The sequence below is a fragment of the Enterobacter cloacae complex sp. ECL411 genome (assembly GCF_021869665.1).
Taxonomy (GTDB): domain Bacteria; phylum Pseudomonadota; class Gammaproteobacteria; order Enterobacterales; family Enterobacteriaceae; genus Enterobacter; species Enterobacter intestinihominis.
Genome location: NZ_CP091486.1, coordinates 2899084 through 2917077 on the forward strand (window position 1 = coordinate 2899084; position 17994 = coordinate 2917077).

The following is a 17994-nucleotide window of genomic DNA, read 5'->3' on the forward strand; positions in this document are numbered from 1 at the left end:
GGTAATGACTCCAACTTATTGATAGTGTTTTATGTTCAGATAATGCCCGATGACTTTGTCATGCAGCTCCACCGATTTTGAGAACGACAGCGACTTCCGTCCCAGCCGTGCCAGGTGCTGCCTCAGATTCAGGTTATGCCGCTCAATTCGCTGCGTATATCGCTTGCTGATAACGTGCAGTTCTCCCTTCAGGCGTGATTCATACAGCGGCCAGCCATCCGTCATCCATACCACGACCTCAAAGGCCGACAGCAGGCTCAGAAGACGCTCCAGCGTGGCCAACGTGCGTTCACCGAATACGTGCGCCACAACCGTCCTCCGTATCCTGTCATACGCGTAAAACAACCAGCGCTGGCGTGATTTAGCGCCGACGTAACCCCACTGTTCGTCCATTTCCGCGCAAACAATGACGTCACTGCCCGGTTGTATGCGTGAGTTTACCGACTGCGGCCTGAGTTTTTTAAGTGTCGTAAAATCGTGTTGAGGCCAACGCCCATAATGCGTGCACTGGCGCGACATCCGACGCCATTCATGGCCATATCAATGATTTTCTGGTGCGTACCGGGTTGAGAAGCGGTGTAAGTGAACTGCAGTTGCCATGTTTTACGGCAGTGAGAGCAGAGATAGCGCTGATGTCCGGCGGTGCTTTTGCCGTTACGCACCACCCCGTCAGTAGCTGAACAGGAGGGACAGCTGATAGAAACAGAAGCCACTGGAGCACCTCAAAAACACCATCATACACTAAATCAGTAAGTTGGCAGCATCACCGACAAATGAGCCCATTGGAATAAGTTAGAAACTACATATCTGCCAACAACATCCCAGCCATACCATCCAGTCGCTTCTTGACCTTTTCCCACCCCGGCATAACCTGCCCCATCAAGCGGTAAAACTCCTCACTATGGTTGTGCTCAGCAACATGACATAACTCATGTAGCAAGACATAATCGATACATTCTGAGGATGCCTTAACCAGCCATGGATTCAGGGTCAGACAGCCTTTTGCTGAACAGTTGCCCCATTGCGTTTGCATCGCCCGCAGACGTATCGGAGGACGCTCACTGACCCAAAGGGTCTGCGGAATCAGTAAATCAAGCCTGCGCTGAAAAACATCTCTGGCACGTTCCCGATACCATTCAGCCAGCAAGGCTTTAATCTTTTCTGCCGATTTGTGTCTGACAGTCACTTCCAGACGCCCACGCAACATTTTCACTCGTTGCGGCACAGTAGCGTCTTCTGTCACTTTCAACTGATATTGCTTACCGAGATAATAATGGCTTTCTCCGCTGACATACTGACGCGGAACAATGTGTGTCTGTTGCTCCCTGAAATCACGCAGTTGCTGGTATATCCAGCCCCCTCGTTTTTTCAGCGCAGACAATACCTCGTGCTCCGGTGTTTCAGGCGGTACAGAGGCCACAACCCGGCAGTCCGGATAAACCTTGATGAGCACCCTGCCCTTTACGACCTGACGCGGAACACACTGTACGGTGATGACCTCATCACCATAAACAATGCGTAACGCTTTCATTGCTGGCGATTCTTTTTCACTCATGATTTCATCAAACCAACGCGCAGTATCTGGATGATGGTTTCCACAATACGGTTAACCTGATTCATTCCGGCACCAATTTCCCGGCAGGCCGTAAACAGCAGTGGTAGCAGACTTGTCTTAACGACTTTCTCAATGTCCTGGGGGTTCAGGGAGTTTTCTGCCACCGCTTTGACGATAATGTTGTCCACTTCAAAAGCCAGCTTCGTCCACTTATCCTGCACCTGAACGTCGTTTACCGCAAAAACCTCAGGTAGCTCTTTTTTAAATACACCGTAATACGCCTGAGCATGCTTGTTTACCGCCAGTGCATCCGGGATATCGCTGAGCTTACGGGCTTCAACCTGTTCTTCAAATTCACGGAACAAAAGGTACTGTTTCAGCGGATGGTCAAACAGTTTTTCAGCCTCTTCGATAGCCATACGCAGGAGTTTTGAAAATGCCTCCTGAGCATACGGGTCATCACGCAGCTCCTGCTCAATCATCTTTGTCACACGGGTTTTAATGATGTCGGTTTCATTGCGGGTTTTATTGTTGTCCCACTCTTCGGGCTTTTCGCTCTTGCCCATTTTACCGACTTCATACACGCCATCCGGTTCACGAACCTCAACACCGGTGACATGCTTATCCAGCAGTTTTTTCACCTGCTCAGCGTAGTCGTCATAATTGACCTGCTCTCCACTTACCTGCATCGCCCACTGGCGCAGGCTGGACATCTGTTTTACGGTTTCTTTATAGAGATTTCGGTCTTGTTCCGTAAAGCTCTTGTCGGTGAAGAAGGTAGCGGACTGCAGTGCCACTTTCAGGCATCCGGCAAAGGCCGTTAACGCCTCGAAGAAATCATCACGGGTTTTCTGATGGATATCGACCATCTCTCCGTCACGTTCTTCCATTTTAGGCACCAGTACCGCACGTAACTGCTCAGTATCATTTTTGTTTTTGACACCAGCAAATATGGCCCACAGCTGGTTATACAGATGCGGCAGGCGCTTGTATTCAGAGCTCATGGCGCTGTACAGCCCGTCAATATCTTTGATGTCGTATCCGCCCTGAGTTCGGGAGGCGAGGTCCTGATATTTGCCGATAGTCGTGTCCAGCTCAGCCAGAATACCGCGATAATCAATCAGCAGACCGAACTTTTTCAGTGGATGCAGTCGGTTCACCCGCGCAATCGCCTGGATAAGGTTGTGGGACTTAAGCGGCTTGTCGATATACAGCACGGTATTCTTCGGCTCATCAAACCCGGTGAGCAGTTTATCAACGACTATCAGCAATTTGAGCTTCTCATCGGTATCGAAACGACTGATGACATTACGGGTATACACAGACTCATCCTGCGTGCCGACATTATCCTTCCACCATTTCGTCACTTCCGGCAGTTTGCTTTCATCCACTTCGGTATTCCCTTCCCGGGTATCCGGCGGGCTGATAACTACTGCTGACTCAAACAACCCGGCTTCATCAAGATACTTTTTATATTTGATGGCGGAAATCTTGCTGTCGCAGGCAAGCTGGCCTTTCAGTCCCTCATCAATATTCTTCGAGAAGTGCGTGGCGATATCGAGTGCGATCAGACGGATGCGATCATCTGCACTATAAACCTCACCTTTACGGGCATATTTACGCTTAAGGTCGGCTTTTTGCGCTTCGCTTAACCCATCGGTAATACGATCAAACCAGGCATCTATTGCCCGATCGTTAACCTCAAGGTCGGGAATACGTTCTTCATACAGCAAAGGTGTAACGGCTTTATCTTCTACCGCTCGCTGCATGGTATAAGCGTGGACAATCGGTCCGAATTTATTGGTGGTCTTATCTTCTTTTAGCAATGGCGTACCAGTAAATGCTACAAAGGCGGCGTTCGGCAGTGCCAGTTTCATTCGCACATGGTTCTCACCACCCTGGCTACGGTGTCCTTCATCAATCAGAACGATGATATCGGGGCTGGTATTGACGCATTCAGGAAGTTTTGTCGCTGAATTAAATTTCTGGATTAGGGTGAAAATGATGCGTTCTTTACCGGAGCCAATCTGTTTCGCCAGCATCTGCCCGGATGTCGCCATTGCATTGGCTTTGTCTTTTTTCCCGGCCAACTCGCCGCCGGATGCAAAGGTATTGCTGAGCTGTTCTTCAAGATCGATACGGTCCGTCACCACCACGATACGACACCGCTTCAGGCTGTCATGAAGAATCAGCGCCTTGCTGAGGAACACCATGGTGTAAGATTTACCTGACCCCGTGGTATGCCAGATCACCCCACCTTCCCTGCCCCCGTCTGGTCTGCGGGTACTGATGCGTTCCAGCAGTCTTTTTATCCCGAACACCTGCTGATAGCGGGCAACAATTTTTCCGGTTTTTTTATCAAACAGGGTGAAGAAGCGGGTCATCTCCAGCAGACGTTCCGGTGAAAGCAGACTGATGAGCAGCTTATCCTGCCCGCTGACTGCCAGTTCCCCCCCATCGATTAACTGTTGATACCATTTGAGATCGACTGAAGGACGATGATCAAACAACGCATGAATTTGTTCAGTCGATAACTTATGGTTGCGCAGCGCATACATCTGCGCGTAAGTAATATCTTCTTCGCGCCATGCCGCCCAGAATTTCATTGGTGTATGACAGGTACCGTAGCGCCCGTCATGCCCGTTAATCGACAGTAATATCTGGCTGTAAGCAAACAGCTGCGGGATTTCGTCGTTGAGCTGATTGCGGATACTCTGGGATATCCCTTCGTCAATGGTTGGCCCTTTCTTGCCGTGACCCGCCGGGCTTTTCGCTTCAATGACGGCCAGCGGGATACCATTCACAAAACACACAATATCCGGCCTGCGGGTTTCGACACCGCCTGACCGCAATACCGTAAATTCTTCGGTAAAATGGAACTGGTTATTTTCCGGATGTTCCCAGTCGATCAGCGCAATGGTGGGGTTCACCTTCTTGCCATCGACAAACTCCGTGACGGCGATACCGTAGAGCAGATGGTTATACATCCGTTCATTGGCTTTGAGCAGCCCTTCATTGAGCGCCGGAGAACAGACCTGTGATATCAGGTTATCCAGTGCTTTTTCCGATAACTGGCAGGTTTTGCCACCCGCCATAAAGGAACGCTTCGACAGCTCTTCACGCAGAACCGGACGCAGCACCACCTCATCCTGTTTATAGCCCCGGTAATCCATAATCTGTTTCGGAGATAAAAACGTCCAGCCGAGGCTGGTCAGTAACGTCAGTGCCGGAATTTTGGCGCTGTATTCTTCCTGGAATTTTGGCGTGTACGTCTGGTTCATCATTAATCCTTTTCTTTCTGGCGCTACTCGCTACTGGTCACATGAAGATTCATCAATGCAGACAGCACTTCTTAAATTTTTTACCGCTGCCACACGGACACGGGTCATTTCGCCCGGGCATGTTTTCTGCCCCCTTCACTGGAACAGGCCGGGATGATGCCTCTGACATTCTCACTGACAACCAGTACTGATAAAGTGCCAGTGCAGCAGGCTGAATAAGGGAAATACTTTTCTCAAACTGCTCTCCGGTCATTTTCTCAAGTACAGGAAAATTCTTCTCCACGCCATGAAGAGCGATCACTTCCAGAGAAGGCCGTAACTCACCGGGAAGACCAGACCAGTCATCCAGTGACTTTCCTTTCATATAACCAAAACACCACTCTTCCACAATGGTATATTTTTCCCCCTTTACCTCACGCTCATTGAAAATCGGCTCAAACAGTTCAGGGGCGTTATAAAGGCAACCAGCGATATCGTTCATATGCTGAAAACACAGACTGACAAAACGCTCCATCTCTCTCTCAGATGACCATTTCGGATGATAATCGCCTCCTCCCCAAATAGCACTCAGCCAGATATTGGGTGAAACCATATTTGGACCTGATAAAATCGCCGTCAGCAATCCATCCAGCTCAGAGAAACAGAGTACAGAATCATCCATTCCATACTTCATTAATATTTCTTCCAGCCAGTCGATTTCCCGGTCAGTCAGTGGACCGCTTTTCGTCAGTTTCATACGGCAACCGCCTCATCGACCTTAACACGACGTTTGCCAGTCAGTAGCTGTTGCATCAGGGCTTTTTTCTCGTCTTTCAGGCAGGCGAGTTTATCCTGAAGAACACGTATCGTCCTGCTGGAGTTATATAACATATCAGCGATGCTTTCCTGCTCTTCAAAACATGGAACAGGGACTTTTGTTTGCATAAACTCTGTCGGTTTGATATTTAATAAACCATTATTTCGGACCCCAGTATTAACTAACGCCCCTAACTGTGGCTTGAGATAATCAGCCTCAAATAAATATTTAAAATAACGGTGACTGAGCCCATTTTTTAATCTAAAGCAAACATAGACATGGGGTACCAGTCCTGCTTCATATGCTTCAAGGTCAAAAATACATCCGAACTCGTATGTTTTTGAGTTTCCTTTGTTATATGCAAACTCACCTTTTTTAAGCAGGATATAATTTTTCACACTTTCTCCCGCCATATAACGACTATAACGCTCATCCTGCCGGACAAATCCAGACAAAGATGATATTGTTAAAATAGGATGTTCGGCAGCATCATTTTTACGTTGAACTCGCGTTGCTATTTCACTTATTCTTTTAAACTCCCACTCCGTGCTAAACCTCACCCCATTCTCATCCAGCAAGCGTTTCTTCCCAGTAAGCAATTGCTGCATCAGGGCTTTTTTCTGCTGCTGACTGTTGGTGAGAAGCTTTTCCGTCACCGAAATCGCCTTATCCCAGGTTGACAGGATTTGGGCGATTTTCTTTTGTTCGTCAAAAGGAGGAACAGCTATTCTTAATTTCTTAAAATATGGAAGACCAATTGTTTTAATTGTAGAGCCAACAGCTTGCCTTTCGAACTCTTCTTTATTTAACTGCAACCAATTATAAAGATACCAACTATGAAGCTTTTCTTTATTATCACATTTCCAGGCAATAAAGTGCTGACTCACAGCCATTGGCGTAGCCATAACACCACTCTTGCCAACACCTGCGTCGCGCGATAATACAACCGTTTCCGCCGGATGTACTTCAGCTGAACTATTTTTGATGCCCTCTAGAGATATTTCTTTATCAGTTTCATAAACGTACCCTTTATCAAGGCGACATGAATCAGCGAGGGAAATCCATTTAATGCCACCATTCCAATATTCCGGGAATGATTTACTCGGTGTATGGCCACTGCATCTTTCAGCAATATTATCCAATAAATTGTAGCTCCACCCTACAGGCAGCTTTTGCAATATTATTTCACGAGCCATAACCAAGCTCCTTCAGATAACCCGCCATCTCCGTTTCCAGTTTCGCCAGCTCCACCTTTAGTTGCTCACGTTCCTTACGCACCACCAGCAAATCGATCTCGTCTTCTTCCTCAAAGGTATCGACATAGCGCGGAATATTGAGGTTGTAATCGTTGTCCTGAATTTCCTTCAGGCTGGCAAGATAGGCGTATTTCTCGACGTTATCGCCATCACGGTAGGTCTTGACGATTTTCTTAATGTTTTCTTCGCTAAGCTGGTTCTGGTTTTTACCTGCCTTGAATTCACGGCTGGCATCGATAAACAGCACCTTATCATCAACTTTCTGCTTTTTGAAAATCAGAATCGCAGCCGGAATCCCCGTACCGTAGAACAATTTCTCTGGTAGACCAATCACCGCATCCAGCAGATTTTCATCAATCAGTTTCTGCCTAATTTTGCCTTCGCTGGAGCCACGGAACAGCACACCGTGTGGCACCACTACGCCCATACGACCAGTCCCCGGTTTTAGGGTTTCTATCATGTGTGAGATAAAGGCGTAATCTCCTTTAGTCTTCGGCGGTACACCGCGACGGAAACGACCAAACTTATCATTCTCGGCCTCGTCATGACCCCACTTATCCAGGCTGAAGGGTGGGTTTGCGGTCACGATATCAAACAGCATCAGGTCGCCATTTTTATCGAGCAGCTTCGGGTTACGAATGGTATCGCCCCACTCGATTTTATGGTTGTCTTCGCCGTGCAGGAACATGTTCATTTTCGCCAGCGACCACGTGGAGCCAATCGCTTCCTGACCAAACAACGCATAATTACGGCTGTTATGTCCGGAGACAATTTTACGTCCGCACTTCATCAATAACGAACCAGAGCCGCAGGCCGGATCGCAGATGGTATCACCCGGTTGCGGATCAAGCAGTTCAGCAATCAGGTCTGAAACTTCTGGTGGGGTATAGAATTCCCCGGCTTTCTGCCCACCGCTGGCGGCAAAGTTTTTGATCAGATATTCGTAGGCATTACCGATAACGTCCAGCGTACCTACACGGCTTGGCTTCAGGTTGAGATCTTCACCGGCGAAGTCTTCCAGCAACTGACGCAGGATGGTGTTCTTCTGTTTTTCTTCACCCAAGCGGTCAGTGTTAAACGAAATATCCTGGAACACGCTTTTCCCGGCATCTTTCAGTTTGGTTCCGTTGGCTTCTTCGATTGCATGCAGAGCCTGATCGATACGCTCACCGTTACCCGGCTCATGGCGGCGTTCGTACAGCGCATAAAAGCTGGCACTTTTTGGCAGTACAAAACGCTCGTTGGCCATCATCGCTTCAATCAGTTCCGGCGCATCGCCATACTGTTCTTTGTATTCGTCATAGTGATCCTGCCAGACATCTGAAATGTACTTGAGGAACAGCATGGTAAGGATAAAGTCTTTATAGGTATCAGCACTGATGGTGCCACGGAACGTATCACACGCGGCCCACAGGGCTTTGTTGATCGTGTCCTGACTGATTTTGTCGTTCATGAATCATCCTGGTCTGAAGAAAAAGCTAGCGATGCAGGGCTTTGCATCTTAAAAATTGCGGTAAATGATACCGTAAGATGCCTCCCCTGACACGCCAATATCGCAGCATTCAGGTTTGCATCATCCCCGTAATATCGACATGAGACAGACTGACACAACCTGGCTCGTCACTCGCTAAAAACCAATTATCTTAGTAAGATAGCATCCATATTAGCCATGGTGTAAAACTGCCGTTGGGGTAATGATGATCCATATATCACCCGTTCTGGTGTGTGAAGCTGACATCATCCATAATCGGCAACGTTGATGCCCTTTGATAGTAATGATGACCGTCAATGTGATTCCCCTGCTGACTGGAGGTCTCCGGATAGAATGAGTATTGCCAACTGCGCTATCGGCCCACTTTATGATGAGCAAATAAAAAAAACACTTATGTATGCTGACCATAAATTCAAGCGGCTAATGAATACACGAATGTCGTTACTCGAACATTTATCACCCCACTATGACTTATCTTCCATGTTCAGCTATGAGTTGGAGGGAAGAGTTTTTCGGATTAAATTGATCAAGCCTGAGATTAAATTATCTCGCCAGCAGTTGATCTTCTCCTCACTCTTTTTAGAGCAAGATTTTCTAAAAGAATATAAAAAACACATCTCAAATACTCTACAAAAAACAATCAAACAGTGCATTAAAAAATACAAACAAAAAATCAAAGTCGAGCATTCCATTTTAGATTACATATCAGCATCGTCACGCAATACTTCGAGTTATGTATTACATGAGATAGTTTCTCAATGTGAACATTGCGATGAAATTCGCAATATTAAAAATGATATATTGCTTGATGAACTAACGTTGAATGGCCGGATCACTAACATTTCAAAATACATTAAAAATAGTCAAGATAAAATCGTCGAACATATAGAGTTCTGCACTCATAAACTTGTCAATATAAGTCGTAAGAATCGTCACATTTTCAACAGCACCACAATCTCCGGCAGAAAACCCAACATCACTGGTGTTTTACTTTGCCTTTCAGAATTGATAAGCAACCTGCATATTTACCCAACTGAAATTAATAATATAAGCAATGCCATAATATTAAGCATTGCATACTCTGTACTTCAACATCTTCAATCCGGAAGAGAAACAGAAAAAACCAAAACCTCTCCAGCACTGGATTTTATCCCCACCATCATCGCACCTCATGTTTTCTACCTGGCGAAACGCGAAAAATCCTCTCAATATAAATACATTGAAAAAGAATATCTTCTCGGCCAGTTACTTATATTTTTGATGTATAAAACAGTTTACTACTCGATTCATAACATCAGGGTAAGCCATAAGCACTTCTATAACGATATAAAACCAAAATTAATGGCATTAAAAAAAGAAAGCTTATTAAGCACCAATTTCATGAAAAATCGAAGTGAGATTAGAGGTGAAGTCTTTGGTGATGTTGGTAGTATTGAGGCTGATTTGAGGGAAATCAGCACATTGATTCATCGGCGAAAGGCTCTGTTTATTTCCTTTTAATCTTTAGAGAACACTATATCATTGTGAAGCAGAGCTAATTTCAGCCTTGCATAGATCATTATCAATGCCATAGACAGTGTTAATCATATGACATCGTTCCGGTATTGATACTGATTATCAGGCCTTGGTTTTATGTAATTTAAACACCACCATCTCTGAAACCTCATAGCGCTCATATTTTAACCATAAAAACTAACCGATTTACACCCGCCACACACCGTCATAACTTATTGTATTTAAATAGCTATAAGCCTCTAACTCACTGATTACACCATTAAATTCAAGCCATATCCTTACGCAGATTCAAGCTTGCCCCTGCTGCCATTCATGTTTTAGGATTACCTCGCTAACACGACATGCTACTTTTTAAATCAGTGTATTAATTCAAACGAGGATAAAATTATGTTCGAGAAAATGAAAAACAATGTAACCCGTGTACCGGGGAATTTAAAAAAACTTAACCAATACCAAAAAGACATTGATCACCTGTCTAAACTATTTTCTGAACAGCAATTACTGGAACTAATGACGACTACCGAATCCGATCAAATATTGCAAATGAAGCCTGCTGTAGATATTCTTCATGTACTATCTCCATCAGCATCTACTGCTAAGCATATCAATTTTTTTCAGCACGTCCCAGTGCTCGAACAATGGTTAAAAAAGGAGTGCACTGCCTTTAATTTACTGGCAGTATATTTCTATTCACAGCAATCCCGTAAAAATGTCATTCCGAAAAAAATCTGTATGCTACTGGATGCATTTATTGCAACTGAACTTTCATCTGCGGTTAATGGTAATAATAATGCCGAACTCCTTTCTTGTTTTCAAAACACGCTGGATAAAATGTGCAATACACTAACATTTATAGACCACACAGTTACGGAACAATCAGGTCAAGTAGCAATGCTTGATTTCAGCGCAAAAATGAATGAATATACTGTTGAAATCAGTACCTTTTTGAAGTCTGAATACTGGCTAAACAAACTACCTAAGGATATTAACATTCCAGCCATTGACCTATCCTGGGTTGTGTTTTGTTACTTTTGCTCTGAATATCTTTTTGTATTTATTCAAACAACGCTCAATACAATGAAGGCAGGAAAAATCATTCGTGATAACTACCTTTATCATCCTAAAATGATTGCATTGATCATTTTATCTATGCTGCCTTATGAAGTCATTCATAACGATGGATCACTGAATAAGTTTAAAACGCCTTTAACCAGCCCTGATGAGTTCATAATCAAATCTATTTGCATTAAAGGTAAGCAAAACACTACAGGGCATAAAAAAGATATCGAACAATTGCTTCGTAAGACATATATCTATATTGCATTACTCTTAAACCCTGAGTGGGCACCATCTTCCAAGGAGTTGATTTCCTTTTTATCAGGAAAATCCACAGTGATAAGTGGTTCACTCAACTTCCAGTCAACCTCCAGTGGTCTGGGTGTTCAAACAAACAATATAACTCTTCTTAAGAATGAGGTTTACTTCGAAAAAATAGCGAACAAGATCATGAAACTGTAGTTTCTTAATATAATGGCGACATGGAATTGTGTTGCCATTATATCTGAATCTGCGTTTTTTCACCTGATGAACTGTGAAAGCTGTAACTGGCAGACTATAACCTCACATCGTATTTTTCCAGTGTCATTTACAGGAGAAATACGATGCCTATTCTGGATCTGCGTTTCAGCAACAAATCAATTCACCAACTTCCACATCCCCTCACGGGTTGTCAGGAATACCGTGATATTCACTGCCAAAACCTGCGTGCTCTGGTGTATCCCAATCGGATCACGCTGGCCTTCCGTGCCACTATAAACAATCAGCGTATATATGAAACCCTGGGTCAGTTCCCTCAGCTCTGCGTTGAGGATGCCCGTCAGCATGTGATGAAACTGCTTGCTGATAAAAATCGTCTTGCGGTTCAGTCCCGTCGATTCACTGTGGAACAGGCCATCAATGACCTGTGGCTACCGGATTTGCAGTTGTATAAAAAGAGTCCTCAGTCAGAGTTGTCAAAACTCAACCTCTACGTTCGCCCGTTCTGGGGCAAGCGGCAACTTCGCGACATCACGGCAGGAGAACTAGAACAATATGCTGCTGGCTTACGGGAAAAATTACGTCCGTCAACAGTAAACCGTATCCTCGCAATATTGTCCAAAATATGCTCTCTGGCAGTACGTGCTGGATGGATCACACATTCCCCGATGTCACATGTCCGCTATCTGAAAGAAAATAACATTCGCTATCGCACACTATCAGCGACAGAAATCCCGCGCTTTATTGACGCGGCAACAGCGCTGCAAACACCGGCAGCTGATTCTATATTGCTTGCTCTTTATACGGGGATGCGTATTGGTGAGGTATGTACCCTGAAATGGGAGTACTGGCACCCGGATATGCATCAACTCATACTGCCTGATACAAAGTCCGGACACCCTTTCACCTGCCCACTTGCACCTCCAGCCATTGCAGTTGTCCAGTGCCAGCAGGACCTGATGCTCAGCAAAACTTACATTTTTCCACAACTAACCGACAATGCCCGCCCTCTGGCATATCCGCGTGCAACCTTTGCCCGTATTTGTCGGGATGCCAACATTGATAACCTGCGGATGCATGACCTGCGCCGTACCTTTGCCACCCGGGTACTACAGGCGACCGGGGATATTGCAATCGCTTCCCATCTGCTAAATCACCATTCACTCACGGCGACCCGTCGCTACGCTTTTCACAATGCAGCGACATCACACGCAGTGGTTTCTCAGGTCATAGAAAGTTATGACACAAAAATGAACCTATGATCTGTGATTCGTGATTGATGCAACACTCGTTTAAGGACGGTATTGTCATTGCATGCTTCTGCAGGGCCCTGCATTAAGTCATCAAAGAATGTGGATTGATATTAAATCCGCGTGGCTTCTTCTTCTCTAAAACCGGAGGTTTATGTATTTAACCATTAAGCAGTTTGCAGAAAGATTTAATCTTTCCGCATCCACGGTTGCGTCAGATATATCGCGCAACCCAGGAAAACTCCCGCCCTTCATCAGAATTGGGCGGGCTATACGATTCTCTCTTGATGATATTGTTGAGTGGGAAAATGCACATCGTCAAAACAAACTTAAAGGTGATATAAATGGTTACTAAGAACACAGCAAATAATGCTAATAATGCACTGAACATTCTTCCTGAAGCAGCAAACACAGCTGTAGACAACGATGAAAAATATCTGTCCTTTGCATTAGTTCTCGCTATCACGATTATGGGTAACTTAGTAAAGCTCATCGGCACAGATGGCTTCGTACTTTATACCTACACCCTGCAGGACACGGCTACTGCTCGTGCTGTTTTTAATGAATTAGCCAGGCGTCTCAAAAATTTCAATCGTCAGGAGGAGGTCTACACCACCGATTACCTCACCTTTCGAATGAAATACATTTACGGTGTTACCTTGTTCGAACATGATGGTAAATCTATCCTCAGCCTTTTTGATAAGAAGGGCTATCCGGTATTGAGTGAATCAGGAGAACCCGGTTCTCTTGATGATATGTATCTTGACATTCAAGCCCGATTACATGGCGGCTACGCCTCAAAAAAGTTTCTTCATTTACATGAACATTGTCTGTTATCTGCACACGTTACCCCGTCTGTGGAAAAGACGCAACGTGGTATCCTGATTAAAGCAGGCAGGAACCTCGTTTCATTTATCCATGCAGATGATGAATCACGCAAAACCGATATTTTCAAATCTGTAGTAAATGTTATTAAATCTTGATTCTTTATGCCGGGACACAGCTCCCGGCATTTTTTCGGAGTTAACTATGAGCCATAATTTGCAGGATATCCTCGCTGCCGCCTCGGGGTATCAGTCCGTGACTTCAGAGCCAGCGCTCAATCTTAAAAGACCTAAAACGCTTGATGATTATCCTGTGATACCACCTGCATCAGAAAAAGTATCTGTTATTTCAAGTGACCTGACACTCCATATCGGTTTTGATACCGAATATGTTTTCAATCCTGAAACACAACAGAATGATATTCTGTCATATCAGAGTTATGTTGTCTTACCCGAAAATACAGGTATATCGAACATTATCTATCCACCTGACTCACAGAAAAAATCCCGGCTGTCTTTTAAGGAATTTCTCTGTCAAACGATTACACCGCTTCTTGAAACGGGTGTGATTACAAAATGGCCCGGTATTATTAATATATATGCGCATTTCATTCGTGCGGATATCGCCTCCTTTGCCAATTTCTGGTCAGACTACAAAATTCTTCTGAAAGGAATACGCGGTACTGTCAGCAGCTTCAAAAATCGTTACGGTATCGATTTTGATGAACAGCAGGAACGTCGCGTAAAGACTGAACAGATAATGTTTGACAAACGAACTTCCCCTCCGCGTTGCAGTAACGTAGCTTTCATCGATACACTGCTTATCACTCCCGGGGATATGGGTCTGGCTGAATGTGGTGAATTACTGGGTCTTCCCAAACTCACCATTCCTGCCCCTTATTCCATAACCAATATGCGTGAATATCTTCTGGGCGACAGAGCAGGGTTTGAAGCCTATGCTCTGCGGGATGCCGAGATTGCGGTTCGTTATGCTTTACAGGTTCGCAATTTTTGCGCCCGGGAGCTGATGATTGATCGTGTCCCCGCCACCATCGGGGCGATGGCAGTTTCACGGTTCACCAAAACACTTAAAGAAAACAATATATCTCCTGAAGTCTGCCTTGGGACACACATTAAAACCCGTGAACTCTGGCTCACGGAGAAACAGGCATTCCGGACGATTAAAAACCCCGCCAGTGTTCCTTCAAGAGAGTTGTTTGAAACGTTCCCGATCAACTGTTACCACGGCGGACGCAATGAGTGTTTTATGATGGGGGTTACACCGTCTGATCACTGGTATGACTACGATCTGGCTGGAGCGTATACCACCGGGCTATTAGATATCCTCACACCCGATTACGGAAACATCCGCCTCAGTAAAAATCCGGACGATTACTGTGGGCATGTGATGGGATTTGCGCTTGTCACATTTCGGTTCCCGGAATCAGTTCCCTATCCCAGCCTGCCGGTTCGGACCGATCAATATGGGTTATTCTTTCCATTAAGTGGCGAATCATGGGCAACGGCACCTGAAATCGAACTTGCTCTGTCGCTCGGGGCAGAGATGACGATCCATAATGGGATCATCGTCCCCTGGATCTGTGACACCTCCCCACATAACAGCGAATCAACATCGGTGTTTCTTCCCTTTGTTCAACAGGTCCGTGAGAACCGTAATCGCCATATTAAAGGTTCTCTGGAGGAGAAATTCTGGAAAGAAATTGGCAACTCGCTTTATGGCAAACTTGCTCAGGGCCTTCGCGCCAAAACCGCCTTTGATACTGCCCGTGGATTAAACAGATCCCTCCCACCATCATCGGTTACTCAGCCATTCTTTGCTGCGCATGTGACGGGATTTATCCGCGCCGTTGTCGGGGAACTCATGAATGCTTTGCCTTCTGATTCATCGGTTGTCAGCGTCACAACCGATGGCTTTTTGACAAATTGCCCACTTAACAAGATAAACATGAGCGGTCCACTGTCTTCCCGCTTCCAGTCGCTGTGCGATATTGTTGATCCGGGTTCATCAATGTTGACATGTAAGCATGAGGTCAGCCAGCTTATCGCCATGAAAACCCGGGGGCAGTTAACCTATAGAGCTATTCAGGGAAAACCGGTTGTTCATGCCAGGGCTGGCGTTAAACCTCCTGCCGATATTCCACGCAGTGACTATAACGACTATATGGTAGATCTTTACCTTAATCGTTTACCCGGTCAGACGTTATCCCGAAGTACGTTGATATCAACGCGTGAGATGTGGCTGTCGGAAAGCGATCTGGTATCCCGGGAACAGGATATCCGTCTTAATCTGGAATTCGATTTCAAACGCCAGCCCGTACAGCCCGCCATGAATGAAGGGCATCTACTGATGTTTTCCCGCCCGTGGGATAATATGGAAGAGGCTCTGCAGCAACGCTCCCTTTTCGACGACTGGCGGCAAACGCATACACTGAAGACCCTGGCTGACTGGGATGACTGGTGTGATTTTCTCTATTGCCGGACGGTGTTTTCTGATATGAAACTAAAAGTCGGAAGCAAACGTAGTGATGATATTTTAGTCAGACTATTTCTCCGGGCGCTGACTCAGTGCCAATGGGGGCTTATGCTGAAAGATAAAAAAAGTTATTCCTGTAAAGAGGTTGCTGAATGGCTGACGTCAGAAGGCTATTCAGTAACGGTGACTGATGTAAAAAATGCGGTAAGAGCAAAAATACCCCAAATGAAATTTAGTTCTGTAACACCGCGAATGAAGTCACTGATGGATATCATAGCCCGTAAATATCCGACATTCTGTCTTCCAGTCTGATAACCGTTAAATCTCCCCCAACTCCTTTAACAGAAGTTGGGGGCTTAATCACAGGCAATCGGCATCAAAACAGTGAAATAACTGCCGCGCGTCAGGATGGCCATTTACATGATAGATCCGCATGGCATGACAGGTGATACTCTGGAGATTAGCCGCCAGCCTTTTCCCCATATTCACCAGTATGCCGTGTGGTATTTTACTGCTTGTACTGTTTACTGTCAGAGTAAAACAATTTGTTTCAACGCTGACCTCAATAAAATCATTTCCAAATAATGTACCGACAACCTGCCTGATTGTTTCTTCATAATCTGTCAGATCAATGACATCACGCCATCTCGCATTTACGAGTTGATACTTTCTGATATGTAAATACATAGAACCACCTTTATGTTATTTCAACTAATATGATGTTCTCCGACATTATGAAAATATTAATCATCATTGTAATTGCTGATAACCTCTCTAACCTTCGGATCTTACGTTCCCCCCTGCCTCTCCGACTTGATGGCAAAAGTGCATGGTCAAATATGCAGCAAAAACATGTCATGTACAGGTCAGGATAATAATTATCACCCTGAACGTAAAAATACACATGGACAGGATGAGTCCACATTTTATTCGATGATTCCAGCAATGTTTTAATATATTGATAATTAATGAGTTAATTTTTTTCTCCGTCACAGTAAAAGTGGACTCATCCTGTCCGTTACTTTGCTGAAAATATCCTCTTCGCTGGCATTAACCGGATAAACGAATGGGTAAGCACGATAAACTTGGATATCGACTCGGATTGATATTAACTCGCCTGAACAATGGTGAGTCACTAGCCGTCCGGGAGTTATCTGAGGAATTTAACGTTTGCGAAAAAACTATCCGTCGTGATCTTACTCAGCGCCTGTCCTATCTTAATCTGATTCGACAAAATGGTCGCTATCGCCTGTCTGACGGTGTTCTCGGTCAACGCAGCAATGCTGATTTACGTCATTTCACGCGCATCCTGGGTATTGAAGGGCTGTTCCCTCGCTGGGATGACAGACTACTGAGTATTTTGTTAGGTAACACGAAAAACAACCCGTTTCTGATAAAACAACGTCCATACGAAAACTGCGGATCATTCATGTCAATTCTGAATGTATTATCCGATGCCATCCTGTCACAGAAGAAAGTAAATTTTAATTACAAAGATAAAGAGTTTCGGGCTGTTGAGCCATACAGACTGGTTAATGATAACGGATTGTGGTATCTCGCTGCCGCCCATGACAGTACATTAAAAAGCTTTGTTATCTCATCTGTCAAAGACGTTTGCATGAGTAATATCTCTTTCAGGATAATCCCCGAAATTAATGAAAAAATAGAAAAGACAGATGGTATCTGGTATAGCGAAGACCTTATCGAAGTTCTTATTTCAGTTTCCGCACATGTTGCTCCGTGGTTTACCCACCGTCATCTATTGCCAGGACAGGAAATAATTCATACTTCCCGGTCTGGCGATTTACTGGTGATATCACGTGTAACACACACAGATCAGATAATGCCTTTAATGAAATACTGGATACCGGATGTCGAAGTAATACAACCGGCCTCAATCCGTCAACAACTTGCTGAAGATATACAATCCGCACTGAAACGTTACACCCAGCCAAGTAACGCCCCGTAATGACACGGATAATATAATTTTCATTG

Annotated in this window: 14 protein-coding genes; 7 read left to right on the forward strand and 7 right to left on the reverse strand. The window is 45.0% G+C overall.

The window, feature by feature from the left end:
* Positions 1-15: 15 nt before the first annotated feature.
* The 6 genes from L3069_RS13860 to L3069_RS13885 all read right to left on the reverse strand — a co-directional run bounded on the left by L3069_RS13860 (position 16) and on the right by L3069_RS13885 (position 8341).
* Positions 16-713, reverse strand: a protein-coding gene (locus L3069_RS13860) for an IS1 family transposase (RefSeq protein WP_232926114.1) whose coding sequence is annotated in 2 segments (ribosomal slippage) — positions 16-464 and positions 464-713 — 699 coding nt in all. Because the reading frame shifts where the segments join, the coding sequence is not laid out codon by codon here.
* Between the two features lie 86 nt (positions 714-799).
* A complete protein-coding gene (locus tag L3069_RS13865; RefSeq protein WP_047653990.1) occupies positions 800-1555 on the reverse strand; it encodes a M48 family metallopeptidase in 756 nt (251 codons plus the stop codon).
* Positions 1552-4836, reverse strand: a complete 3285-nt coding sequence (locus tag L3069_RS13870) for a type I restriction endonuclease subunit R (RefSeq protein ID WP_047653989.1) — start codon at positions 4834-4836, stop codon at positions 1552-1554. The genes L3069_RS13865 and L3069_RS13870 overlap by 4 nt, the downstream gene beginning before the upstream one ends.
* Before the next feature lie 52 nt (positions 4837-4888).
* Positions 4889-5572 (reverse strand): YecA family protein, encoded by a 684-nt coding sequence (locus L3069_RS13875; protein ID WP_047653988.1) that lies wholly within the window; start codon positions 5570-5572, stop codon positions 4889-4891.
* A complete protein-coding gene (locus tag L3069_RS13880; protein ID WP_077064139.1) occupies positions 5569-6828 on the reverse strand; it encodes a restriction endonuclease subunit S in 1260 nt (419 codons plus the stop codon). The genes L3069_RS13875 and L3069_RS13880 overlap by 4 nt, the downstream gene beginning before the upstream one ends.
* The gene (locus tag L3069_RS13885; protein WP_047653986.1) at positions 6818-8341 is read right to left on the reverse strand and encodes a type I restriction-modification system subunit M; all 1524 of its coding nucleotides are present in this window, start codon (positions 8339-8341) and stop codon (positions 6818-6820) included. The genes L3069_RS13880 and L3069_RS13885 overlap by 11 nt, the downstream gene beginning before the upstream one ends.
* Before the next feature lie 306 nt (positions 8342-8647).
* Here L3069_RS13885 and L3069_RS13890 point away from each other — a divergent pair, with 306 nt between their 5' ends.
* The 6 genes from L3069_RS13890 (at position 8648) to L3069_RS13915 (ending at position 16311) form a co-directional block, all read left to right on the forward strand.
* Positions 8648-9880 carry a hypothetical protein gene (locus L3069_RS13890; protein ID WP_047653985.1) on the forward strand — a complete coding sequence of 411 codons (1233 nt, stop codon included), beginning with the start codon at positions 8648-8650 and terminating at the stop codon, positions 9878-9880.
* A gap of 402 nt (positions 9881-10282) precedes the next feature.
* Positions 10283-11413, forward strand: coding sequence for a hypothetical protein (locus tag L3069_RS13895; protein ID WP_100167831.1), 1131 nt, complete (start codon positions 10283-10285; stop codon positions 11411-11413).
* Between the two features lie 143 nt (positions 11414-11556).
* Positions 11557-12693 (forward strand): site-specific integrase, encoded by a 1137-nt coding sequence (locus L3069_RS13900; RefSeq protein WP_032636140.1) that lies wholly within the window; start codon positions 11557-11559, stop codon positions 12691-12693.
* A 142-nt stretch (positions 12694-12835) separates the two neighbouring features.
* Positions 12836-13036, forward strand: a complete 201-nt coding sequence (locus tag L3069_RS13905; RefSeq protein ID WP_000281555.1) for an AlpA family transcriptional regulator — start codon at positions 12836-12838, stop codon at positions 13034-13036.
* On the forward strand, positions 13026-13664 hold the full coding sequence (locus L3069_RS13910) for a hypothetical protein (RefSeq protein ID WP_100167830.1): 639 nt from the start codon (positions 13026-13028) through the stop codon (positions 13662-13664). The genes L3069_RS13905 and L3069_RS13910 overlap by 11 nt, the downstream gene beginning before the upstream one ends.
* A 46-nt stretch (positions 13665-13710) precedes the next feature.
* The gene (locus tag L3069_RS13915) at positions 13711-16311 is read left to right on the forward strand and encodes a hypothetical protein (RefSeq protein WP_100167829.1); all 2601 of its coding nucleotides are present in this window, start codon (positions 13711-13713) and stop codon (positions 16309-16311) included.
* Between the two features lie 48 nt (positions 16312-16359).
* Here the strand turns inward: L3069_RS13915 and L3069_RS13920 are convergent, their stop codons facing one another.
* Positions 16360-16686 carry a hypothetical protein gene (locus L3069_RS13920; protein ID WP_000280683.1) on the reverse strand — a complete coding sequence of 109 codons (327 nt, stop codon included), beginning with the start codon at positions 16684-16686 and terminating at the stop codon, positions 16360-16362.
* Between the two features lie 379 nt (positions 16687-17065).
* On the opposite strand from L3069_RS13920, the gene L3069_RS13925 reads away from it, so the two are divergent.
* A complete protein-coding gene (locus L3069_RS13925) occupies positions 17066-17968 on the forward strand; it encodes a YafY family protein (protein WP_000515818.1) in 903 nt (300 codons plus the stop codon).
* The last annotated feature ends 26 nt before the right edge of the window (positions 17969-17994 follow it).

Excerpts from the sequence above, each read along its gene's own strand:
- L3069_RS13865 (WP_047653990.1), bottom strand. The coding sequence starts at position 1,555 with ATGAGTGAAAAAGAATCGCCAGCAATGAAAGCGTTACGCATTGTTTAT.
- L3069_RS13870 (WP_047653989.1), bottom strand. The coding sequence starts at position 4,836 with ATGAACCAGACGTACACGCCAAAATTCCAGGAAGAATACAGCGCCAAA.
- L3069_RS13875 (WP_047653988.1), bottom strand. The coding sequence starts at position 5,572 with ATGAAACTGACGAAAAGCGGTCCACTGACTGACCGGGAAATCGACTGG.
- L3069_RS13880 (WP_077064139.1), bottom strand. The coding sequence starts at position 6,828 with ATGGCTCGTGAAATAATATTGCAAAAGCTGCCTGTAGGGTGGAGCTAC.
- L3069_RS13885 (WP_047653986.1), bottom strand. The coding sequence starts at position 8,341 with ATGAACGACAAAATCAGTCAGGACACGATCAACAAAGCCCTGTGGGCC.
- L3069_RS13890 (WP_047653985.1), top strand. The coding sequence starts at position 8,648 with ATGCCCTTTGATAGTAATGATGACCGTCAATGTGATTCCCCTGCTGAC.
- L3069_RS13895 (WP_100167831.1), top strand. The coding sequence starts at position 10,283 with ATGTTCGAGAAAATGAAAAACAATGTAACCCGTGTACCGGGGAATTTA.
- L3069_RS13900 (WP_032636140.1), top strand. The coding sequence starts at position 11,557 with ATGCCTATTCTGGATCTGCGTTTCAGCAACAAATCAATTCACCAACTT.
- L3069_RS13905 (WP_000281555.1), top strand. The coding sequence starts at position 12,836 with ATGTATTTAACCATTAAGCAGTTTGCAGAAAGATTTAATCTTTCCGCA.
- L3069_RS13910 (WP_100167830.1), top strand. The coding sequence starts at position 13,026 with ATGGTTACTAAGAACACAGCAAATAATGCTAATAATGCACTGAACATT.
- L3069_RS13915 (WP_100167829.1), top strand. The coding sequence starts at position 13,711 with ATGAGCCATAATTTGCAGGATATCCTCGCTGCCGCCTCGGGGTATCAG.
- L3069_RS13920 (WP_000280683.1), bottom strand. The coding sequence starts at position 16,686 with ATGTATTTACATATCAGAAAGTATCAACTCGTAAATGCGAGATGGCGT.
- L3069_RS13925 (WP_000515818.1), top strand. The coding sequence starts at position 17,066 with ATGGGTAAGCACGATAAACTTGGATATCGACTCGGATTGATATTAACT.